Origin of the sequence: Streptomyces sp. NPDC048370, assembly GCF_043200825.1 — a bacterium.
In the GTDB taxonomy this organism is placed as follows: domain Bacteria; phylum Actinomycetota; class Actinomycetes; order Streptomycetales; family Streptomycetaceae; genus Streptomyces.
In genome coordinates, this window is record NZ_JBICYI010000013.1 from 207874 (window position 1) to 229508 (window position 21635).

A 21635-nucleotide genomic window follows, 5' to 3' on the forward strand; every position below is an offset into this window, starting at 1 on the left:
CCGTCAGGACTTGCCGGACGGCTTCGTGGCGGGTTTGTTCGTGGGCGGCTTGGCCGCGCCCGTGGCGGGCGGCGGCGTACCGGTACCGGTTGCACCCGGGGACGGGGTGGCGCTCGGCTCCTCGCCGTCGCCGCGTCCGCCCGCCGGGTCGAGGACGGCGCCACGGACGTCCTTGATGAACCAGCCCTGAGCGGTGTTCACGACCGTCACCCGGTACGAGCGCTTGACCTCGGTCGTGGCTGCCTCACCGGTACCGCCCTCGGCACGGGCCCCGCCCCAGACGACCGTGACCCGTACCGGCACGGACTGCCCGTACTTGTACGTGATCGTCTCGTTGTCGTCCGTACCGGCCGGGGCGAGCGCCTCGACCGTCTCGACCTGGGGCGCCGACAGCGCGCCGGCGAGCCCGGAGGTGGCGGCTGCAGTGGCGTCGGTGGTCGTGAAGCGGGACATCGAGGTGGTGTCGGAGGCACCCCAGGCGATGAAGTAGCCCTGGAGGACCTTCTCCTTGAGCTGGTCCGAGAGGGCGTCGTCGACGATCTCGGAGTCACGGTCGACCTCGGGTGCGGTGCCCCGGCCGGGCAGCGGCATCTCGCCGACGTTGCCGACGACCCGCAGCCCCGAGCCGGAGACGGTGTTCGCCACGTACACCGGTACGGAGACGGTGGTGACGCGCCCGGTCGAGAGCGTGACCTGGACGCCGAGGTAGCGGCCGTTCTTCCCGTACTCGGGCAGGTCCTCGATGCTGCCGTCCCAGGCGGCGCCCGTGACGGTCTGCGTGCCCTGACCGTTCCAGCCGCACTCGCGGTCCACGCCTGCGGTCGTGTAGCGGGCGAGCTCCTCGCGCCGCTGGTCGGCCGTCTTGGCGTCGTACGTCAGACAGAGCGTCGCGTACTTCTCCGCGAAGGTCGCGGCGGACCGGGTCGGGAACTCGGTGAGCCGGTACTTCTGGACGTCCTTCTTGTCGAGCGCGGCCGTCGGCGCGGTGGAGGACTTGCCGATCGCCAGGCCGACGACCCCGCACGAACCGAGCGCGAAGGCGCAGGTGGTGAAGAGCAGGGTGGCGCGGAGGGCGACGTGGGTACCGCGGCCCGTCGCCGGCAGCCGGCCACCGGGCCGGGGGACGTCGAAGGAGGAACCGGCGGAGGGGCGCGCGGGGGCGGTGCCGGTGGAGGCGGTACCGGTGGGGGCGTGCGTGGCCGAGACTCCGACCGGCGCGGGCGCGGCCGCCGGGGCTCCGCCGCGTTTACGGCTCTCCCGCTGGGCCTTCTTCGCCTCGTACGCGGCCTTCCGCTCGGCCTTCGCCTGCTCGCGCCGGTCCTTCTTGCTCGAACCCGCAGCGCCCGGGGCAGTGCTCTGGCGCGGCGGAAGAGTCGGTACGGCGGCTTCGCCCGGCGGCACGGCGGCCTGCGGGGCACGCCGCGTCCAGGCGGCGGCCACCTGGGCACGCGCGGCCTCGGAAGCCATCGGCGGCTGCTGGGCGGGCGCGGGGCCCTGGGCAGCCGGGGCCGGGTAGCCGTACGGCCCGGGCGCCTGCGGCGGCACCTGCTGGGCCTGCTGAGGCTGCTGCTGCTGTTGCGGCTGCGGCGGCTGCTGCTGCCCGGCGGCCATGTTCGGCGGCCCGAACTGCTCGGGCTGCACGGGTGGTTGATTCCCGCCGTTGCCGCCGGCAGGGCTGTTGTGGTCCGTCATCGGCTCGATCTCCCCCCGCGTGTGATCCCGGCCGCCGATCGGGCGCGGCGGGCCCTGGTGAGCTCAGGTGCGGAGGGCAGTGTGGCAAACGGAGGGGACAACAACGCCTCGTTTTCCCCATCGAGGAAAAGGAGGCACGCGGCCGAGGAAAGTCGAGGAATCCGGACGGGAGTGGTGACGTGCCCCCGGGACTCAAGAAGACCCGGCCCTCGGGCGGGCTCGGCACAATGCGGGGGTTGGCCACGCGCCGCCGGGCGCGCCGAAGCGTCCCCGACCTTCCAAGGACGAGAGTTGAGCGACCAGACCGCAGGACCTCAGCACCCCGCACCTGCCGCCCAGGCGGCAGCGGCGCCGCCCCAGCAGTACGCACCCGTCACACCGGCCACGCCGGCCGAGCCGGCGGCGCCCGTCGCGCCCGTCGCGCCGGCCGCGCCCGCTGTGCCGTCGTACGACGCCCAGCACGCCTGGATCGACGGCTACGAACCCGGCAACCCCTGGCAGTCGCGCCTCGTCCTCCAGACCGAGTTCGGCACCGTCGCGTACCCCCTCACCCCGAACACGATGCCGGAACTCCTCGAGGGCCTGGTGATGGTGGCCCAGGAGCAGCAGGGCATCACCGGCGACCTCGACCCGGACGACCCGGACGCCGTCGGCGGCCCGGCGGACGAGGACCGCCCCGACGCGTCCTCCGCCGCCAGCCTCCACGAGGGCCGCGCCGCCCGCCTCACAGGCTGGGCGGTCGTCCACGAGCTCTGGGAGAGCGAGGACCCCAAGGCCCGCTACATCATGGGCGGCGTGGTGGTGGCGCTGCTGCTCCTCGGCATCTTCCTCACCTGACAGGGACACGAACGATGCCGACAGACACGGGGCGAACCCCTCAGGACCTGGTCGCCGAGCTGAAGGACGAGTTGGCGGTCGACTGGCCCGGGCTGTGGCAGGGGCTGCCGCAGCTCGGGGGGCCGGAATTCCACAGGCTGTTCGAGGGGTACGGCTGGGAGTACGACGTCCCCGTTCACGAACGCGGAAGCGTCCCCGTACGGACCCGTACGGGCGCACATCTCACCATCGAGATGGACACCCTCTTCCGGGTCCGGAGGGTGGTCCATGACGCGTGGCGCACAAGGGCAGGCGATCCGACCGAGAACGACGCGGTCCTGACCCGCGCCACACAGGACTGGCCGCTCCACGTGAAGGCCGTCGAATCCGTCCTGGGCACCCCCACCTGGTCGGGGTCGTGGAACGCGCCGGACTTCCCCGAGCCCCCGGACCGCTCGTACTGGGCGGACGGGTCCTACCGGCTCGAGCACCGCAGTCCTCACGCGCTGGCGCACTGGAAGCCGGCCGAGGACGAGGTGGGGCGGCCGTGGGTCGTGCTGCACCAGTCGATCCACCCCGCGACCCGGACCACGACCAGGCCCGGCGGCTCCGCCCTGACGCTCAACCTCTGGGCACCGCCCGAGTCTTCGGAGACCTCATGACCAGCGACACCGACCACACCCTCCTGGCCCAGGCCACGGCACAGCAGGTGGTCCTCCTCGCGGACTCCCAGGCCTGGGAGTCCATGCACCGGAACCTGACGTTCTTCCTGGCCGGAGCCCGGTCCTCCCACGAGGAAGCGCACCACAGCCATCAACTGCACCTGTGGAAGGCCCGCCTGCTCGGCGCTCGCGCGACCGGGGACCCGATGGCCGATACGAACGCCCAGGCCGAGCTGAGCGGCATGGTCCTCGCCGAACTGCGTCACCGCGGCGATGCCACGGCCCAGCTGCTGGCCGCCTTCCCGATGCTCAACCAGCCCGCTGCGCCGGTCTCGCAGCCCGCGCAGCCCCCGCAGCCGCCCCAGCAGCATGCGGTCCAGCAAGCGGAGTACTCCCAGACGTCGGCGGAGGTGACGGAGGAGGGCGGTGAGCCCGAGTTCCTCTACGCGGACGTCTTCGTCTTCGTCACCGAGTACCTCTCCCAGATGCTGCGCCGCCGCATCAACGGCTCGTCCGCCACCTGGTGTCCCCGCTGGTGGGCGCACCCCGAGGCCGGTGCGCGGCTGACCGCTCTCTGGCTGGCGTGGGAGTACCTGCGGCAGGAGCCCGGCACCGGCATGTCCACCTGGTGGCTGCACCACGCGGACCCGCACCTGCGGGTGCTCCTGGACCCGGACATGGGGCCGTTCGCCGCGTGTTCGCCCAAGGACGGGCACACGGCCTACCCCTTCGATCCCCTGCCCGTGGAGCCGTACGACGCGAGCCAGGACCCGCTGGTCTGAGTACGGAGTCCGGAGCCGTGGTCCGGAGCCGGGAGCCCGGAGCCGGGGGTCCGGAGCCGGGGGTCCGGAGGGACCGCCCCCTGAAGAGTCGGTCCTGAAGAGTCCGTGATGATCCTTCACCCAGGCCTGCACCACTTCGCCACACCCCTCCCCACCTGCCCGACCCGCCCCCGATTCCCCTTCTTTCCTCACCCATTCCCCCACTTTCCTCGCCGGGGAAAACATGCGGTCCCCAGCACCTCTCTCCCCCTACCGTGTCTCGGCAACCTGACTGAGGGAGGCCCGGGACGGTGGAGTCACCCGCCGAGAACAAGCGAACTGCGGCACTCGCCCTGGCGATATTGGGGCTCCTGATGGTCGGCGCCCTCGTGGTGCTGACCGTCTTCGACGGGGACGACGACACCTCGGACGACGCGTCCGGGAACCCGTCCACCAGCACGGCCCCCGAGGGGAGTTCCGGCGGCGGCACGGCCGGCACGGACGGCAAGCCCTCGAACGGCAACGCGTCCGGCGCGGGCGCGGTCGCGCCCATCCTCTCGCAGGCCGAGGCCGCCGAGGCGCACAAGTTGATGACCGACTACATGGCCGGCATCAACACGTACACGCACACCGACAAGAGCTCCGCATGGGCCACGCCCCTGCTCGCGCTCACCACCAACGACCCCCAGCTGAAGCAGGACACGGCCCTGCCCACCGGCAAGGCCTGGGACACCTGCGTGGCCGCCAAGTGCGCCTCGCGCGGCACGGCGAAGGTGCTCCGCGACGCGATGGTCGCCGACGATCTCGTCCGCGGTGGGGGCCGTACGCTCTCCAGCCTGGTCGAGGTCACGGCGACCCGGAGCGAGGACGGCCGTAACTCCGGCACGGAGACCAACTCCTGGCTCGTGACGGTCCGCGGCGACAGCGGCGGCACGTGGCGGGTGTCCTCGGTCTCGATCTTCGGACTCGGCGACGTGGGCGCGTCCGACCAGGCGGGAGGGTAGGCACCGATGGTTGCTCCTGCCGTTCTCGCGGCCGCCGCCAAGGCCGCCAAGGTCGCCAAGGCCGCGAAGGCCGCCAAGGACGCCGCCCAGACCGCGCGCGGAGGCGGCGGCGGACAGGGCCCCGGCGAACAGAAGAAGAGCAACCTCAAGTGGTTGCTGCTCCTCGGGGCCGGCGGGGCGCTGCCGATCGGCGGCGTCGGCTTCGTCGTCCTCGTCATGATCGGCGGACTGGTCGGCGGACTCGGCGGCGGTGGGGCGCAGGCGGCCTGCGGTGACTACAGCGACAACGCGCAGGCCGGCAACACCGGTGACGCGGCCGCCACTTCGCCGATCATGCCTGCGGGCAAGATGTACATGCCGAGCGAGACGGCCCGGCACGAGATACCCCCGAAGATGATCCTCGCCGCCATGCGTGCGGCCGCCCGCTACGACGGGCTCGACTGGACGCTCATCGCCGGACAGATGTACCAGGAGACCAAGTACGGGCAGGACCCGTCCGCGGCGCCCGGCGGCAAGAACAGCGCCGGGTACATGGGCATCCTCCAGTTCGGCAAGCCGGCCTGGCACGACTACGGCGCCGACGGCAACGGCGACGGCGTGAAGGACCTCTACAACGTCGACGACGCGGCCTTCGCCGCCGCCAACTTCCTGCACGCCATGAAGGCGGAGACCAACGCCTGGAAGGCGCTGATGCGCTACTCGGGTTCCCGCCCGAGCAACACGATCTACATGCGTGTCGTCCTGACGCAGGCCGCCCGCTACCGCGGCCCCCTGACCGGCGACCAGGACCTGATCAAGAAGTGGTACGCGCACCTCAAGACGACGGTCGACAAGAACCCCGCCTTCCCGACGCTCGGCCAGCAGTCGGACATCCCGGAGCCCGTCGGCAACAACGCCGACCCGAACACGGCCCTCAGCATCTCGACGTCCCCGGCCCGCTCCTGGTCCACGCCGCCGCTGCCGGGTGACGGCGGGACGACCACGCAGGCGATGGCCGCCTCGTACCGCCTCCAGGACGCCCAGGGCGGCTCCGACGTCGTCCCGCTCTCTCTCGCCGCCGCGCCTCTCGCTCCCGCCAAGCCCGACGACCCGACCGGCCCCGCGACCGGCAAGGACTGGCAGTGGCCGCTGAAGGACGGCACGTACACGCTCGGCGCCAAGTACAAGCAGAGCGGCGGCATGTGGAGCCTCGGCTACCACACCGGCCTCGACCTCAGGGCCTCCGTCGGGACGGGGATCTACGCCCCGGCCGACGGCAAGATCGTGAAGGCCGGCTCCGGCGGCGCGTACGGCAACGAGACCCACATCCAGCACGCGAACGGCGTCATCACGCAGTACGCCCACCAGTCCCGGTTCGACGTCAAGGTCGGCGACCAGGTCAAGCGCGGTGACCAGATCGGTGCCGTCGGCATGACCGGCAACACCAGCGGACCGCACCTGCACTGGGAGGTCCGGGTCCCCGGCGTCGACAACCCGTTCGTCGGCGGCCAGGACAACGGCCCCGGCATGGTCGACCCCCAGGACTGGCTGAACGGCAAGATCACCGCCAACCCCGACTACGGCAGTGTGCCGGGCGGCGACAACGGCGACGGGCGGGACGCCGACTACGCCAACTGCGCCGAGGGCAGCGGCGGCACCCCGGTCGCGCCCGACAACGCGGGCATCACGGGCGTCCTGCCCGACTCCGACAACCCGGTGGTCCGCGCGGCGCTCGGCTGGGCGCAGCGGGGCGTCGGCCTCCCGTACGTGTGGGGCGCGCCGCGCCTCCAGGGCGACAACCCCGTATCGTTCGACTGCTCCAGCCTCACGCAGTGGGCGTACTACCAGGCGAGCGGCGGCAAGATCAACATCGGGGTCGTGACGTACGAGCAGGAGAAGAAGCTCGCCGCGTACAAGGTCGACCTCAGCGAGGCTCAGCCCGGCGACGTGATCTTCTTCCGGCCCGGCCCCAGGGGCTCGGAGCACGTCGGGCTCGTCTGGGACCCGAAGGGCAAGAAGATCCTGCACGCTCCGCGCCCCGGCAAGAACGTCGAGTTCAGCACCTGGGACGTCCAGGACAAGATCACGGGCGTGTACCGGGTTCCGATCCCGGCCGGCACCGACCCGGGCGAGGCCAACGGCAACGAGCATGCGTGACCTGCGTGACCTGCGTGACCCAAGGAAGGTCTGAGAGAGATGTCCGCTGAGCAGAAGAAGAAACCGCGCGCGGAGAACGACTGGACGTACGAGATAGCCGGTCTCGTCGCCGTCGTCCTGGTCGTGCTGTGCGGCGCGTGGGGCGCCGCACACCTCGGCGCGTCCTTCGACGACGCGCCGACTCCGCCCGGCAACCCCTTCTCGTTCGCGGTGGCCCTCGCGAAGGGCGACTACGAGTGGCCGGGCAGCGCGGCGAGCGCGGTGGCGGCGGGCGAAGCGGTCCTGCTGGGCATCCTGATCCTGGCGGGCTACCGCCTGCGCCAGCGCGCGAAGAAGAAGCCGGACGTCGACGCGGCCGCCCACCACCTGGCCAAGGGCGAGCAGCTGGGCAAGCTCACGATGAAGGGCGCGGCGGCCATCGCCGAGCGCCTGGGCGTGATGAGCCGCGTCCCCGGCGTCTTCATCGGCCGTTCGGTCAAGGGCAAGCAGCCGCTCTTCGGTTCCTTCGAGGACATGCACGTCGACATCTGGGGTCCGCGTACGGGTAAGACCACGCGGCGCGCCATCCCGGCGATCCTCGACGGCCCGGGCGCGGTCCTCGTGACGTCCAACAAGCGGGACATCGTCGACGCCACGCGCGGCCCGCGCCAGGCCGTCGGCCAGGTCTGGGTGTTCGACCCGCAGCAGGTGGCGACGGAGCCGCCGGCGTGGTGGTGGAACCCGCTCTCGTACGTCACGGACGTCGCCAAGGCCCGCAAGCTCGCCGACCACTTCGCGTCGGGCTCGCGCGACCCGAACGCCTCGACGGACGCGTTCTTCGACCCGGCCGGCCAGGACCTGCTCGCCAACCTGCTCCTCGCCGCGGCCACCGGAAACGCCCCCGTCACCCAGATCTACACCTGGCTCTCCAACCCCAAGGACGACACCCCGGAGCGCATCCTGCGCGGCGCGGGCCACACGATGCCGGCCGACGCCCTGAACGGCGTCATCACCGCGCCCGACAAGCAGCGCAGCGGCATCTACGGCGTGGCCCAGCAGATGGCGTCCTGCCTGATCAACCCCGAGATCAACAAGTGGGTCACCCCGCTCGGCCCGGACGACACCCGCCCGCAGTTCAACCCGCACGAGTTCGTCCGCAGCCCCAGCACCCTGTACTCCCTCTCCCGCGAGGGCACGGACTCGGCGGGCCCCCTGGTGACGGCCCTGACGGTGGCGACGGTCGAGGCGGCCGAGGAGTACGCGACCACCCAGCGCGGCGGCCGCCTCCCGCAGCCCCTGGTCGGCGTCCTGGACGAGGCGGCGAACGTCTGCCGCTGGCGGGCCCTGCCCGACCTGTACTCGCACTACGGCTCGCGCGGCATCATCCTCATGACGATCCTGCAGTCCTGGGCGCAGGGGGTCGAGGTGTGGGGCGACCGCGGCATGGAGAAGCTGTGGTCGGCCGCGAACATCCGCGTGTACGGCGGCGGCGTCTCGGACACCCGCTTCCTGGGCGACCTCTCGGACCTGGCGGGCGAGTACGAACACCGCGACTACTCCACGACCCGAGAGTCGGAACACGGCTCATGGTCGGGCAACCGCACGGTCAACGAGTCCGTCCGCCGCGAACGCGTCCTCCACGTCTCGGACCTCGGCTCCATGCCCCCCGGCCGAGCCCTGGTCCTGGCCTCGGGCACGAAGCCGGTCCTGGTGGAAACGATCCCCTGGTGGGAAGGCCCCTACGCCCCCTCGGTCCAGGCCTCCTTGGCCAAGTACGACCCGGGCGCGAGGCGCTGACCGGTTGTCACGGATCGGTTGTCACGAATCAGCTGTTACGGATCGGTTGATACGGAGAGAGCGGCGGGGCACAGGGGCCTCGCCGCTTTCGGCTATTGGGGGGTGTGCGGGGGCCGGCTGACTTCGTCGATGTCGTCGAGCACGGCGCGCGCTTGCCGGACATTCATCTCCAGGATGTCGCGATCGAAGTTGCCCGGATCGCGCCGGTATCGGGCCGCGCTCAGCCTTGTCGCGGAAGCGCGGGTCGGTGATGAAGATCCACGAGCGGTGCTGCCAGGGCTTGAGTGCGTCCCGGTGCAGCCAGCGGCGCACGGTGGACGCCGAGATGGTGCCGGTGATCCCGCGCGCGGTCAGTTCGGCCGCCAGTTCCGAGCATGACCAGCGCGACAGCGGTACTCCGGTCTCGGCGGGGAGCTGGCAGGCCAGCACCTTGGCCTCAGCTCGCTGCAAGGCAGTGAAGGAGCGAGGCCGGCCGGATCGCTTGCGGTCGGCCAGACCTGGTAGTCGCTGGTCGGCGCACCGGCCGCGCCAGCGGCGGACGGTGTCCGGGTGCACGCCCATTTCTGCGGCGATGGCGGCATTCGAGCGCCCATGCGCCGCCAGCAGCACGATGTGAGCGCGTTGCCGTAGCTGGTGGGGTGTCTTGTGGCCCCAGGCCGCCTTCTTCAACCTGTGCTGCTCGGCGGCCGTCGGAGATATCGGGCGGGCGGCAACAGGCATGGCAGACAGGCCAATCAAGAGAAGTAGATCACGGCGAACCGCAGCCTGACGCCTCGGACGAGACCAGCCCACGCGACACGCCGCGCAATCAAGACGGCGGCCAGATGCCTGGGACAACTGCGAACAGGCCTGCCGATGGTCTCCCCTCCGTGGGGGAGGAAGCCCACGCCGGAGTCGCTCTCGGGCATGAGTGGTCGTCAACCTGAGCGCGGATGTGGTGGTCGGCGGGCCTCTGGAACAGTGCGACGTGAGCGCGTTATTCATTGCCTGTTCCAGGAGGGTCCGTTCATGTCCAAGGCCGCCGTTCTACGCCCCGAACCCGCAGTAGCCGATATTCCGCGGCCCTCACGGCGGGCCGTGAGGGCCGCGTACGCCTCTGCGTTCTCCGCGACTGTAGGCTTCATCCCGTTGCACTTGGTGTGGGCACTCGGCATTCCGCTGTGGGTCGACAAGAACAAGTTTCGCGACTGGTACGCCGTCGGCGGCGGTCCCTACCTGTTCGTGCTCAGTGGGATGGCCGTGATGGCTGGCGTCCTGGCGTTGAGCCTGGTCCGGCCGTGGGGGCTTGTGTTCCCGAGTTGGGTGCCGCTTGTGGCCGGACGCAGGGTCCCGCCACGGATACTGGCCTCCACGGCCTTCACGGTCGCGGCTCTCCTGCTTCTCTACACCGTCTGGGCCGCCATCCTGACCGTCATTCAATGGAACGCCCCCGGCATCTTCAGCCGGTGGATCGTTGCCTACGGGATCCCACAGTTCTTGGTCTGGGGAATTGGCCTTCTCATCGCTGCGCACTCCTACCGCAGCCGGACGACACCGCATCACTGACCCGAACCCACGGACGCGAGCGGCCCACAGCTGAGGAGTCCGACGGGCAGGTTTCGGAGAGCCTCAGATCGCCAGGGGGCTTCCAGCGTGCCATCAACACTCGACAGTTACCCCGAGTACGGGACGAAGCCGACGTCAGAGTCAACGCCCGAAGGACTTCCGGAGCCGACCACTAAGCAGCAACAATCGAGTGCGGACCGAGCGTACGGCGCCAGGCTCAATTCGAGTCATGAGGGGGACGGCCGGCCCTGTCGACGTCGGCGAGGACCTCGCGGGCTTGCTGAACGTTCATCTCCAGCATCCTGCGACCGAAGTTACGCGGTTCACGACGGTAGCGGGCCTTGCCCACCTCAGAGGTGAACGCACTGGCGGGAATGGCGTCCTCTCCCGGGGGCAAGAACTTCAGCATCTCCTCGAACGCCGAAACCGCATATGCCACCGCATCACGCAGCTTGTAGCGCTCGGACTTCGGAGTGTTGAGAAGCTGGATGCCGGCAGACTCAGAAATACGGAACGCGACCTCCTCGAATTCCCCGGGGTCGATGATCTGCGACGGCTGAGCCCCACCGAAAGCGGGTGGCGGCGGGGGAACTTCCTCGGCCATCCGGAACTCGAAACGCCGATTCGTCCCACACTGCCCGCAAGCACCCTCGTACACCGCCACGAAGTCATCACCCTGCTGCTCCAGCCGATGCCGGCGATCGAAGTCGCCAGAACCGCACGACGGACAGTGATGCAGATCCATGTACAGATGTGCTTCGAACGACGAACGCGCAGTCAACATGGCATGATTCTACGGGCTGTTCGTTGAATGCGTAGAGGAAGAGTACGGGGGAGCATCGCATGGACAGGTCGGCCGATCCCCGGTTGCCGGCGGACGTACTGCCATCGGATTCCGAACGGGCCGACGGGTTGGAGTGGAGTGCCCGTCAGGCAGCGCTGGTGGACGCCGCCGCGAGTGAGCTGGCGACAGTGGCAGCCGCAGTCTTGGGCGAACGGTTCGCTTCGCTGGACAGGAAACAGGTCCGCGGGCGGGAAATCTTCGTCCTCAAGGACATCCAAGGGCAGTCGGCGAACATCCTGATCGATGCCGTTCCGATGGTGACGGGCACCATCGCCGAGACGGCGACGAACACGACGTCGAACCACTACAGCCTGCACATGTCCGACCGACTCCCCCAGGAGCATCTACCCCGGATCCTCGCCCACGAGCTCGGTGAACTGATCGCCGTACGAGACCGGTCCAGCCAAGGAATGGCGCCCGTACGCCAGAGCCTTCTGGAACAAGGGGCAGAGATCGGCGAGCGGCCCGAGCTGTCCAGTCAGGACCACGGACGCATCGGCGAACTGAACTGGCTTGCCGGCCTCGCCGCTGACGCGACGCTTCCGGAGCAGCAGCGGACTGCGGCACGTGCGGAGATGTCCGCCTACCTTGATCAATGCGGCCTCCGGCCGATCGCGCCGATGAACGATCTTGAGGCGCACGAGTCCGAAGGCGAAGCGGCACGGGCCCGGCACTTCGCCTCGAGGGGCCACCTGTCCGTCGAGGCCAAGGATCTCCTCCGCGAGCTCGCCCGCCCCATAGAACAACTCGCCCCCACCGACGCCGCCGCCCTCCAAGCCTCCCGGGAGGCGGCGCTCGTCGCGCAGCGGCAGGTCGAGGCGTTCATCGGGCGTCGCGAGGTGACCATGCCCATGCCGGGCTACGACCAGAACGGGGTGCCGCTCCCCCGCGAGCAGTTGGAAACGGCCGCCCAGCAGTGGGCGGAGTACCGCGCGCAGGTGAGTGACCGGACCGTCCAGGCGCTGGAGAACCAGAACGCGGCCCAGCAGTTCCCGCCCCGCCAGGTCGTGATCGGCGGTGGCGCGAGCCTGACCGGGCTGGACCCGAGCGCCCTGCTCGTGGACGGCGTGGGCCGGTGGCACCTGGACCCCGGTGACGGGATCGTGCAGTCGGCGGACCAGGACAGGGACCTGGCGCAGTGGATGGGCGTCGATCCGTACCAGGCCGTCAGGAAGCCCGGCGACCGGATCTCCATCGACGCGGTACGGCTCTGGGAGGACCAACTGGCCACCCAGGGAGACGTGGTGAACGGCCGCGCACTGCTGAGGATCAGCGAGAGCGGTGACCTTTGGGCCGAGGTACGGCCGTTCGATCGGGACCGCAACGAACGCGATGGAGCCCCTCTGTGGGTGGCTGTCGACGGAACTCCCCGCATCGCGACCGGCCTGACGCCTGAGGTGGTCCCCGGGATCGTTCGCGACACCGCCGACGTGCCTGGCGTGGAGAGCCGCAGCGAGGCCGTACGGCTGATCAGCGAGCGGCTCCACACGCTCGAGGAGCAGGGTGTCGCCGGAGTACACGAACTTCGCGAGCGGCTCACCGCAGGCGAACGGAACGGATCCGGCGCCGCGACGGTCCTCCATGAGCTGAACTCCCCCCAGCTACGGGAAGCCCTCTTCGAAGGTCTTGCAGAAGGCGCCCCCACCGCGCGCATGCACAGCTGCTTCACCGCCCTCGAAGCCACCGAGCAGTGGGAGGCCGCTCGGGAGGCCGCACCCGGGCGGGCGCTGATGGGTGACGAGGTCGCCGAGAACCGCTTCGACGCGGGGGACGCCGAGTTCTGGATCGTCGCCGGTTCGGGCGGCACGGGGGTCGCCAACGCGGAGATCATCCTGACGAGCAACCCTGACGCGAAGGTGACCATCATCGGCGGACGACCACCGGGCGCGTTGATGCACCAGGTGCAGTACCCGCAGATGCGCAAGGACTTCGAGGACCGTCTGACCTTCATCGAAGCGGACGTGGGTGCCATCGAAACGGTCCGGGACGGGAACGGGCAGGCTTCGTTCCGGCTCCCCTACGTGCTCAGGGGGACCAATGAGCCGGGAGCCCTCGAAGGCGACGGGTTCGTCTCCAGTCTCGGCCGCACCAACCCGCTCCCGCCCGCCGTACAGGAACTGGCCGACAACGTCCGGGACAACGGCGGGGCGGTCAGCGGCGACCTGATGTTCGACAAGGACGACCAGTACATCGGCTACGGGCTCACGTTCCGTACCGAGAACGGCCGGGAACACCGCGTGGACGTGGACGGAGCAGCCTCCTGGCAGCTTCCGCGCGAGGTGTTCCCCCCTGAGCTCGGCCTGCAGGGAGAACTGAACCGGATGGGCGCCCGCGCACTGCCGGCCGAGACCGGCAACGCCGCGCCCGGCTTCTCCCCCATCGCCCGGCAGAGCGCGCTCCGGGCGCGCGCCGCGGCGGCGGAACAGGCCGGGGACGCCAACGCCGTACGGCGAAGGCCCGACGTCCCGGACCGCTGGAAGCGGCCGGGCCCGGAGACGGCAGCGGAGTCCGCCACCACGCCCTCACCCACACCCGGGTCCGCACCCACCCTCACGCCCACTCTCACGCCCACGACGCCCCAGCGGGAGGCCGCGCCCGAGATCCCGAAGCAGCCTGCGCCGGCACCGGCCCCCCAAGAGCCGCGCCCCGGGCACCAGTGGCAGGTGGGCATCCCCCAGACCCGCAGGCCGAGCAGGCCCGCCCCCACCCAGCCCCAGCCCCAGCCCCAGCAGTCGCCCCCGGACCACCACCGCCCAGGGCCCAACCGGGGGCCCGGTCTGGGTGACTGACGAGAGGTGGCCGGAGATTCGCCGATCAGCCGTACGCCGGGTTCGAGCGGACGCTCCCCCTGGACCTGGAACGACCTGAACCACCCCGGAACCGACCCCGGAACCCACCCCCGGACCCTCGTCCGTACCCAGTCCCGCAGCCCGAGGCGCCATCACCCATCGGCAGTCGCCCACGCTGACGCGGACACGGACACGTGGAACGGTTGGGAACCGTACTTCGACAACTAGGGCCTTTCGTTTGGATCATGCCGGGCTCGCGGGCCCTGGCACGCGCGCTCGCCGCGTTGTCGTCGGTCGCCAACGCTCCGCGTTGACTCCCTCCTCCGCCTTGCGATCGCACGCACCAGACCCCGCTCCCTGATCCGGCCTGATCCAAACGAAAGGCCCTAGCTCGCGAGCCCCCGGATCAGGTGCTCCGGCCTGACCGGTGTCTTGTTGAGCTCCAGGCCCGTCGCGTTCCGGATCGCCGCGAGGACGGCCGGGGTGGAGGACAGGGTCGGGGCCTCGCCGATGCCCCGGACTCCGTACGGGGCGTTCGGGTCGGCGAGTTCGAGGTAGTCGACCGGGATCGTGGGCGTGTCGAGGATCGTCGGGAGCAGGTAGTCCGTGAAGGAAGGGTTCTTCACCTTCGCCGTCTTCGGGTCCACGATGATCTCCTCCATCACGGCGACGCCCAGGCCCTGGACGGTGCCGCCCTGGATCTGGCCGACGACGGACAGCGGGTTGAGCGCCTTGCCGACGTCCTGGGCGACGGCCAGTTCGACGACCTTGACCAGGCCGAGCTCCGTGTCGACCTCCACCACCGCGCGGTGCGCGGCGAACGAGTACTGGACGTGGCCGTCGCCCTGGCCGGTGACCAGGTCGAAGGGCTCGGTGGGGCGGTGCCGCCACTCGGCCTCGATCTCCACGACCTCGTCCTCCAGGACGTCCGCGAGGGTGGCCAGGACCTCGCCTCGGCCGGTGACGACCTTGCCGCCCTCCAGGAGCAGGTCGGCGGCGGCCCACGCCGGCTGGTGCGAGCCGAACTTGCGCCGGCCGATCTCCATGACCCGCTCCCGGACGAGCCCGCAGGAGTTCTTGACGGAACCACCTGTCATGTACGTCTGGCGGGCCGCCGAGGTCGAACCGGCCGACCCCACCTGGGTGTCGGCGGGGTGGATGGTGACCTGCTGGACGCCGAGCTCGGTGCGGGCGATCTGGGCGTGGATGGTGACACCGCCCTGGCCGACCTCCGCCATGGCCGTGTGGACCATCGCGACGGGCTCGCCGTTGATGACCTGCAGCCGTACCTTCGCGGTCGAGTAGTCGTCGAAGCCCTCGGAGAAGCCGACGTTCTTGACGCCGACCGCGTACCCGACGCCCCGTACGACGCCCTCGCCGTGGGTGGTGTTCGACAGACCGCCCGGGAGCGCGCGTACGTCGGCGTCGCCGTCGGCGACCGCCCACTGGTGCTCGGGCGGCAGCGGACGCTCCTTGACCATCCGCAGCAGCTCGGCGACCGGGGCGGGCGAGTCCACGACCTGGCCGGTCGGCATGATCGTGCCCTGCTCCATGGCGTTGATCCGGCGCAGCTCCACCGGGTCCATGCCCAGCTTCGCCGCCAGCTTGTCCATCTGCGCCTCGTACGCGAAGCACGCCTGCACCGCGCCGAAACCGCGCATCGCGCCGCACGGCGGGTTGTTCGTGTAGAGGCCGATCGCCTCGATCTCGACGTCGTCGACGACGTACGGGCCGACGGACAGGGACGCGGCGTTGCCGACGACGGAGGCGGTGGACGACGCGTAGGCGCCGCCGTCGAGGACGATCCTGCACCGCATGTGCGTCAACTTGCCGTCCCTGGTGGCACCGTGCTCGTACCAGAGCTTCGCCGGGTGCCGGTGGACGTGGCCGAAGAAGGACTCGTAGCGGTTGTAGACCATCTTCACCGGCTTGCCCGTGCGCAGCGCGAGTACGGAGGCGAGGATCTGCATCGAGATGTCCTCACGGCCACCGAACGCGCCACCGACGCCCGCCATCGTCATACGGACCTTCTCCTCGGGCAGGCCGAGGACGGGGGCGATCTGCTTGAGGTCCGAGTGCAGCCACTGGGTGGCGACGTACAGGTCGACACCACCGTCCTCGGACGGCACGGCGAGGCCGGACTCCGGGCCGAGGAAGGCCTGGTCCTGCATGCCGAAGGTGTACTCGCCCTCGACGATCACGTCGGCGCGCTCGCGGGCCGCCTCCGCGTCGCCGCGGATGATCGGCTGGCGGTGCACGATGTTCGGGTGCGGGACGTGACCGGCGTGGTGGTCGCGGCGGTTCTCGTGGACCCGTACGGCGTCGGGGGCGAGGGCGGAGGCCTCGTCGGTGACGACGGGCAGTTCCTTGTACTCGATCCTGATCTTCGCGGCGGCTCGGCGCGCGGTCTCGGGATGGTCGGCGGCCACGAGCGCGACCGGCTCACCGTGGTGCCGGACCTTGCCGTGGGCCAGGACCGGGGTGTCGTTGAACTCCATGCCGTAGTACTTCATCGGGGCCGGCAGGTCGTCGTACGTGAGCACGGCGTACACGCCGGACATCGCGAGCGCCTCGGAGATGTCGATGGAGACGATCTCGGCGTGCGCGACGGTCGAGCGGAGGGTCTGGCCCCAGAGCATGTCCTCGTGCCACATGTCCGAGGAGTACGCGAACTCACCGGTGACCTTGAGGGTGCCGTCGGGGCGGAGCGTCGACTCACCGATGCCGCCCTTGGTCCGGGCGCCTTGGGTGACGTCGGTGGGGATGCCGGTAGGGGTACCGGAGGGGATGCCAGCCATGATCGGACCGCCTTTCGCTGGTGTTCGGGATGCTCGTGATTTCCCGGATGCTCGGGATGCTGCGGATGTACGTGGAGCCGTGATCGGTGCCGCGACCCCCGTGCGCGGCACGCGGCACGCGCAGAAGTAGACAGCGCGGCGACGGGCCCGAGGCAGTCACCGATCACTCAGAACGGGCTTCGCGGCCGCTTGTGGACAACGGTGCTTTCCCACCGCCGCAAGCCCCTGAACTGCACTGTTGAACCGCGCGGCTTCATGAGAAGCTGACGATCATGCGGCTACGCGAACTCCTGGACGTCGACGAGCTCGGGCTGCGTCTGGTCGTGTGCCCGGACGCCGACGCCGATGCCGGCTCCGACGCCGACTCCGCCTTCGCCTCTGCCTCCGCCTTCGCCTCTGCCTCCGCCTCCGCCTCCGCCTCCGCCTCCGACGACACCGTGCTCGACCGAGCCGTCTCGGCGGTCCCGACCATCGACCTGGCCGACCCGGGCCGCTTCCTCACCGGCGGCGAACTCGTCCTCACCGGGCTCGCCTGGTGGCACGAGGACGGAGACGCCGAGTCGTTCGTACGCGTCCTGGCCCGAGCGGGCGTAGCGGCCCTCGCCGCCGGCGAGGTCGAGCACGGCCTCGTCCCTGACGACCTCGTACGCGCATGCCGGCGCCACGGCCTCCCCCTGTTCGCCGTACGGCCGGAGACGTCGTTCGCCACGATCACCGAGTACGTCCTGCGCCGTCTTCGCGGCCTGCACCACCAGGACGTCGGCGGCCTCGCCGCCGTGGTCGAGCGCCACCGCCGGCTCCTCACGGACGAGGCCGCCCCGGACTCCCCGGACTCCGTACTGGAGCTCCTGCGGCACAGCCTCGGCCTAGACCTGCGCGTCCTGTCCGCGACGGGACGTCACATCGCGGGGGTCCACCCACCGCTGCGCGGCAGGACGGCGTCGGCACTGGCCGCGAGATACCTGGCGGCGCGCCGAGCCGCCGAGAGACCTCCCCACAGGTTCACGCGAGGGGGAAGCCACTACTCCCTCACACCCATACCTTCCTCTTCCACATCGAATCCGGCAGCCGAGTTGGGCGACTGGCTGGTCGTCGTGGAGGCGGACACGTCGGGCTGGCCGGCGAGCGAGGTGGAACTCCTCGACCGGATCGTCGAACTGGTCGCGGATGCACGCTCCGCGCACGAGCAGGCGAAGGCGGCACTCCACGACCTGGCCGAACGCCTCCTCGACCTGATGCGCCGTCGCGTCCCACCGGAGGAGATCCCGGTCCGGCTGCGCAGCACGGCGCAGGGCGTCGTGAGCCAGGTCGACACCTGGCCGCGCTGCCAGTTCGTGGTGGCCGGGGGCACCTGGCAGGAAGGTCGCCCCATCCCCGCCCCGGCCCTCCGCGTCCTCCTGGAGGAGGCCCTGATCCAGGAGGACGGCCCGGTGCGGGTCACGCCTCAGGACATCGCCTCCACCACCGACGCCGACCAGGCCGTTCTCCTGGCCCTGACCCCCGAACACTCCCTCGACGTGCCGACCCTGCAACGCAAACTCGCCTCGACGCTCACACACTGGCTGGCCCCGACGGACAGCGTCTCCATCGGCGTCAGCTCTCCGGTGACGGAGCCGGGCAACGCCCAACGGGCACTCGACGAGGCCCGTACGGCGCTACGGGTCGCCCATGACGGCCCTGAGCGGGTGACCGTGCGAGGCCCCGACGACCTCACCCACCACATCCTGTCGCTCCTCCCCCTCATCCCGGCCGAAACCCGCCAGGCCTTCGCCACCCGCCTCCTGGGCCCCCTCCGCGACCACGACGCCCGCCACCGCACCGACCTACTGACCACCCTGGCCACATTCCTGGCCTGCAACGCGTCCTGGACCACGTGCGCAGCCCAACTCCACCTCCACGTCAACTCGTTGCGCCACCGCATCACTCGAATCGAACAACTCACGGGCCGAGACCTGTCCCAACTGGAAACCAAACTCGACTTCCTAGCAGCCCTGAACTCCACCTGACCCACCCCGACCGCCCTCCTGTCTCAGCGCCCTGCAGCAGAGGTGTAGCCGCACATTCCTCCCCAACTATGGGCGGTATTGCGCCAAGCGCACACGAGGAGGGTCCCGCTGTCAGACGATGGAGACGAGGAGCACGAGAGCGCCGGTTTGCGACGACAGGGGGAGATCATGCGGGTTGACGTACGGGTGTCGGCAGAGGATGACGAGCTGCGATCGCTGCACCAGTGGCTTCGAACCGACGCAGACATCCGCAGATCGTCTTCACTCTCCCTCCAGGAACAGCGTCCCGCGCCAGGGCAGATGGGCGGCTTGCTGGATGTCATTCAGCTGGTCACCGACAACGGCTGGAGCGCCGCCTCCTTCGTCGTAGCACTGGCCGCTTGGAAGCGGACGAGGCCCCAGGATCCGCGGATCGAGATCAGGCGGGGTGACACGGTGATCGTTCTTACGCAGTGCAGCGAGGACGAGATCAACCGTGCCATCCAAGCCCTCGAAGGCCCTGCCGCGGACGAGGCGCCTGAGACGTGAGCGTTCTACCCGACCCTGGCGCGACCCGCGCCGTGCTGATCGGTACGAGTCGCTACGACCATCTTGAGCAGCTGCCGGCGGTGTCCAACAACCTGACTTCCTTGGCAGCGGCGCTGACCGAGCCGTCCTCGTGGGGCTTGCCGTCGGAACACTGCGCCGTCATCGCCAACCCCCGGACCGCCGAGATGACCATGACAGCGGTGCGGGCGGCAGCCGAGGAAGCGCGCGACACCGTGCTCATCTACTTCGCCGGGCACGGACTGGTCGACCCTGAGGGCGATCTCTATCTGGCCATGCCACAGTCCAGACAGCAGCGGGTGGAGACCGGACTGTCCTACCGGTGGCTGCGGCAGGCGCTCCTGACCGGGCGGGCGGAGCGATGTGTCGTCGTCCTCGACTGCTGCTACAGCGGTCTGGCCCTGGGGTCGATGGGCACAGGAGATCTGGCCGATCAGGCGTCCGTCGAGGGGACGTTCCTCCTTGCCGCTGCGGCAGAAACGCGCACCGCGCTTGCTCCACCCGGCGAGCCGTTCACCGCCTTCACCGGCGAACTCCTGGACGTACTTCGAACCGGCATTCCCAACGGTCCTGAACTGTTGGAGTTCGGGTCCCTGTACCGCCACGTACGCAACAGGTTGGCGGCCAAGGGGCGCCCCACTCCGCAGGCAAGAGACAGGAACACCGGGGCGCAGCTCGCTCTCGGCCGCAACTCCGCGTACCTACCGGCCACTGCGCCCCAGGCCCTTGTCGGCGGCGAGTACCCGGCAGCGCGTTCCTGGCCAAGCCCCTTGGGTATTCTCACCGTTCAGGGCTTCTTCAAGACGTTGGCAGACGTTCGAGTGACAAGTGGCCTCACCCACCAGATGGTCAGCCGACGTTCGGGTGGGCTCATCTCGGCCGGCACCGTCAGTCGGCTGCTGAACCGCGACACCCTGCCCAAGTCCTGGCGCACCACGGCCGCCTACCTGTCCGCCTGCGGTGTGCCGGAGGCTCAGGTCACTGAATGGCAAACCGTGTGGATGCGGTTGCTGACAGACAACACGGACGAGGACGCCGCTTCTCCCGCCGTCCCCCAACCGAAACGGGAGCCCGCCCTGTTGCAAGGGTGGATCGGAAGGATCTCCAGAAGAACCGAACGCGGCCGGGGTGCCTCAGGGAGTGGCTGACGCGGTCGGGGGCGTCTGCTGCGGACCCGGGGAAGACGTCTCGTTGTCGTCACCGAACACCGTGTTCCAGGTGGCAATGGCCAACAGCACGGCGACCACCACGACGCCCGTCGCGGGCCTCTTCACCTGCTTCGCAGCGGACGGCCTCACCCAGTGCCCTGCCCGGTAGTAGGGCTTGTCGCTCTTCTGCGCCACCGCACTCTCCCCCATGACAACGGGCTACCTGCCCAGCGACCCAGCTTGGCAGCGGCCTGTCTACGGCGAAACAGGATCAGTACTTACGGCTGGATCTGAACCATGAAGGTCTGAGGCACTGCAAAAGGCCGCCCGACCCGCCTTCACTGCGGGTTCGGGCGGCCTCTCCGCCGCGTAGAACAAGGATGGGCCCCGGATCGCTCCGCAAACCGCTAGACCAGTCGCGCCTTGCCCACCCGGCGCCGCCCACGGAGCATCTCGCACCGACCGGGCCGCTCCTCCACCCCTTGCCGCCACCTTCTGCAGCTCTAGCTCCCACGTCGCCAGCTCCTGCCAACGGCCTACGAAATCCGCCACGCCTGTGGACCTCCGCTCATGACATCAACGGCGACGTTACTGACATTGACATTGGCCAGAAATGCGACGCCGAATGCCCGCGGACAATCGTTCCTGATTGGCGCTTTCCTGCCGGCCACGTACTCGCAGAGCGCAGATGGAGGGCATCTGCCATTGGGCATGCCGCCGCTGGGAAACAGCGGATGTGCGGCGCACATGCGACCGCGCGGGGCGATGACCGGACGCCTGCCTCGTTGTACGGACGTCAGATGCATCGCCCCGCGCGATACAGCGGCTCCCGTACCGGGTCTTGGGGACTGCGATGCGGCGCTGTTGCGGTTGCTAGCTGTGGTGCGGGTGGTGCTGACTGCGTAGCTGCCTGCCTAGTGGGCCACGACGCGAGCCATGGAACCGTCGCGCGCCTGCTGCATCGGAAAGCCCCTTGTGGGCTCCGGCGCGGACCTGCCCACCGGGGCGGCGGGCGAACGGCGTGGCTGGGCGGCCACGCCGTTCTGGACGTCCATCACGGCGTGCGCCACGAGTCCGCCCATGGGGTCGTGCCGGATCAGATCGCGCAGTCG

The 21635-nt window shown here is 70.0% G+C and carries 16 protein-coding genes and 1 pseudogene; 11 read left to right on the top strand and 6 right to left on the bottom strand.

Annotated features, from left to right (window positions below; all coding sequences use genetic code 11):
* Positions 1-3: 3 nt before the first annotated feature.
* Positions 4-1692: a conjugal transfer protein gene (locus ACGFYP_RS26585; protein ID WP_393498349.1), complete on the bottom strand. Its 1689-nt coding sequence runs from the start codon at positions 1690-1692 to the stop codon at positions 4-6.
* Positions 1693-1983: 291 nt separating this feature from the next.
* Here ACGFYP_RS26585 and ACGFYP_RS26590 point away from each other — a divergent pair, with 291 nt between their 5' ends.
* The 6 genes from ACGFYP_RS26590 to ACGFYP_RS26615 all read left to right on the top strand — a co-directional run bounded on the left by ACGFYP_RS26590 (position 1984) and on the right by ACGFYP_RS26615 (position 8847).
* Entirely contained in the window at positions 1984-2529 is a 546-nt protein-coding gene (locus tag ACGFYP_RS26590) for a hypothetical protein (RefSeq protein WP_393498352.1), read from the top strand.
* 14 nt (positions 2530-2543) lie between these two features.
* Entirely contained in the window at positions 2544-3170 is a 627-nt protein-coding gene (locus ACGFYP_RS26595; RefSeq protein ID WP_393498354.1) for a hypothetical protein, read from the top strand.
* Positions 3167-3952, top strand: a complete 786-nt coding sequence (locus ACGFYP_RS26600; RefSeq protein ID WP_393498357.1) for a DUF4913 domain-containing protein — start codon at positions 3167-3169, stop codon at positions 3950-3952. The genes ACGFYP_RS26595 and ACGFYP_RS26600 overlap by 4 nt, the downstream gene beginning before the upstream one ends.
* A 290-nt stretch (positions 3953-4242) precedes the next feature.
* On the top strand, positions 4243-4935 hold the full coding sequence (locus ACGFYP_RS26605; protein ID WP_393498360.1) for a hypothetical protein: 693 nt from the start codon (positions 4243-4245) through the stop codon (positions 4933-4935).
* 6 nt (positions 4936-4941) lie between these two features.
* On the top strand, positions 4942-7071 hold the full coding sequence (locus ACGFYP_RS26610) for a peptidoglycan DD-metalloendopeptidase family protein (RefSeq protein WP_393498363.1): 2130 nt from the start codon (positions 4942-4944) through the stop codon (positions 7069-7071).
* A gap of 39 nt (positions 7072-7110) precedes the next feature.
* Positions 7111-8847, top strand: coding sequence for a type IV secretory system conjugative DNA transfer family protein (locus ACGFYP_RS26615; RefSeq protein ID WP_393498366.1), 1737 nt, complete (start codon positions 7111-7113; stop codon positions 8845-8847).
* Between the two features lie 21 nt (positions 8848-8868).
* On the opposite strand, the gene ACGFYP_RS26620 is transcribed toward ACGFYP_RS26615, so the two are convergent.
* Entirely contained in the window at positions 8869-9831 is a 963-nt protein-coding gene (locus ACGFYP_RS26620) for a helix-turn-helix domain-containing protein (RefSeq protein ID WP_393498369.1), read from the bottom strand.
* Positions 9832-9855: 24 nt separating this feature from the next.
* Here ACGFYP_RS26620 and ACGFYP_RS26625 point away from each other — a divergent pair, with 24 nt between their 5' ends.
* Positions 9856-10392 (top strand): hypothetical protein, encoded by a 537-nt coding sequence (locus ACGFYP_RS26625; protein WP_393498372.1) that lies wholly within the window; start codon positions 9856-9858, stop codon positions 10390-10392.
* Between the two features lie 217 nt (positions 10393-10609).
* Here the strand turns inward: ACGFYP_RS26625 and ACGFYP_RS26630 are convergent, their stop codons facing one another.
* Positions 10610-11176, bottom strand: a complete 567-nt coding sequence (locus ACGFYP_RS26630) for a hypothetical protein (RefSeq protein ID WP_393498375.1) — start codon at positions 11174-11176, stop codon at positions 10610-10612.
* A 188-nt stretch (positions 11177-11364) separates the two neighbouring features.
* On the opposite strand from ACGFYP_RS26630, the gene ACGFYP_RS26635 reads away from it, so the two are divergent.
* Positions 11365-14025 (top strand): hypothetical protein, encoded by a 2661-nt coding sequence (locus tag ACGFYP_RS26635; RefSeq protein WP_393498378.1) that lies wholly within the window; start codon positions 11365-11367, stop codon positions 14023-14025.
* Between the two features lie 386 nt (positions 14026-14411).
* Here the strand turns inward: ACGFYP_RS26635 and pucD are convergent, their stop codons facing one another.
* On the bottom strand, positions 14412-16823 hold the full coding sequence (pucD, locus tag ACGFYP_RS26640; RefSeq protein ID WP_393498381.1) for a xanthine dehydrogenase subunit D: 2412 nt from the start codon (positions 16821-16823) through the stop codon (positions 14412-14414).
* 272 nt (positions 16824-17095) lie between these two features.
* On the opposite strand from pucD, the gene ACGFYP_RS26645 reads away from it, so the two are divergent.
* The 3 genes from ACGFYP_RS26645 to ACGFYP_RS26655 all read left to right on the top strand — a co-directional run bounded on the left by ACGFYP_RS26645 (position 17096) and on the right by ACGFYP_RS26655 (position 20523).
* Positions 17096-18829, top strand: a complete 1734-nt coding sequence (locus ACGFYP_RS26645) for a PucR family transcriptional regulator (protein ID WP_393498384.1) — start codon at positions 17096-17098, stop codon at positions 18827-18829.
* Between the two features lie 168 nt (positions 18830-18997).
* Positions 18998-19357: a hypothetical protein gene (locus ACGFYP_RS26650; protein WP_393498387.1), complete on the top strand. Its 360-nt coding sequence runs from the start codon at positions 18998-19000 to the stop codon at positions 19355-19357.
* Positions 19354-20523 (top strand): caspase family protein, encoded by a 1170-nt coding sequence (locus tag ACGFYP_RS26655; RefSeq protein ID WP_393498390.1) that lies wholly within the window; start codon positions 19354-19356, stop codon positions 20521-20523. Before ACGFYP_RS26650 ends, ACGFYP_RS26655 begins: the two co-directional genes overlap by 4 nt.
* On the opposite strand, the gene ACGFYP_RS26660 is transcribed toward ACGFYP_RS26655, so the two are convergent.
* Positions 20509-20733, bottom strand: a complete 225-nt coding sequence (locus ACGFYP_RS26660; protein ID WP_361965833.1) for a hypothetical protein — start codon at positions 20731-20733, stop codon at positions 20509-20511. The genes ACGFYP_RS26655 and ACGFYP_RS26660 overlap by 15 nt on opposite strands.
* A 704-nt stretch (positions 20734-21437) precedes the next feature.
* Positions 21438-21635: pseudogene (locus ACGFYP_RS26665) on the bottom strand (hypothetical protein); the annotation flags it as partial.

Coding starts and splice junctions, on each gene's coding strand:
- ACGFYP_RS26585 (WP_393498349.1), bottom strand. CDS start 1,692: ATGACGGACCACAACAGCCCTGCCGGCGGCAACGGCGGGAATCAACCA.
- ACGFYP_RS26595 (WP_393498354.1), top strand. CDS start 2,544: ATGCCGACAGACACGGGGCGAACCCCTCAGGACCTGGTCGCCGAGCTG.
- ACGFYP_RS26600 (WP_393498357.1), top strand. CDS start 3,167: ATGACCAGCGACACCGACCACACCCTCCTGGCCCAGGCCACGGCACAG.
- ACGFYP_RS26610 (WP_393498363.1), top strand. CDS start 4,942: ATGGTTGCTCCTGCCGTTCTCGCGGCCGCCGCCAAGGCCGCCAAGGTC.
- ACGFYP_RS26615 (WP_393498366.1), top strand. CDS start 7,111: ATGTCCGCTGAGCAGAAGAAGAAACCGCGCGCGGAGAACGACTGGACG.
- ACGFYP_RS26620 (WP_393498369.1), bottom strand. CDS start 9,831: ATGAATAACGCGCTCACGTCGCACTGTTCCAGAGGCCCGCCGACCACC.
- ACGFYP_RS26625 (WP_393498372.1), top strand. CDS start 9,856: ATGTCCAAGGCCGCCGTTCTACGCCCCGAACCCGCAGTAGCCGATATT.
- ACGFYP_RS26630 (WP_393498375.1), bottom strand. CDS start 11,176: ATGTTGACTGCGCGTTCGTCGTTCGAAGCACATCTGTACATGGATCTG.
- pucD (WP_393498381.1), bottom strand. CDS start 16,823: ATGGCTGGCATCCCCTCCGGTACCCCTACCGGCATCCCCACCGACGTC.
- ACGFYP_RS26645 (WP_393498384.1), top strand. CDS start 17,096: ATGCGGCTACGCGAACTCCTGGACGTCGACGAGCTCGGGCTGCGTCTG.
- ACGFYP_RS26650 (WP_393498387.1), top strand. CDS start 18,998: ATGCGGGTTGACGTACGGGTGTCGGCAGAGGATGACGAGCTGCGATCG.
- ACGFYP_RS26660 (WP_361965833.1), bottom strand. CDS start 20,733: ATGGGGGAGAGTGCGGTGGCGCAGAAGAGCGACAAGCCCTACTACCGG.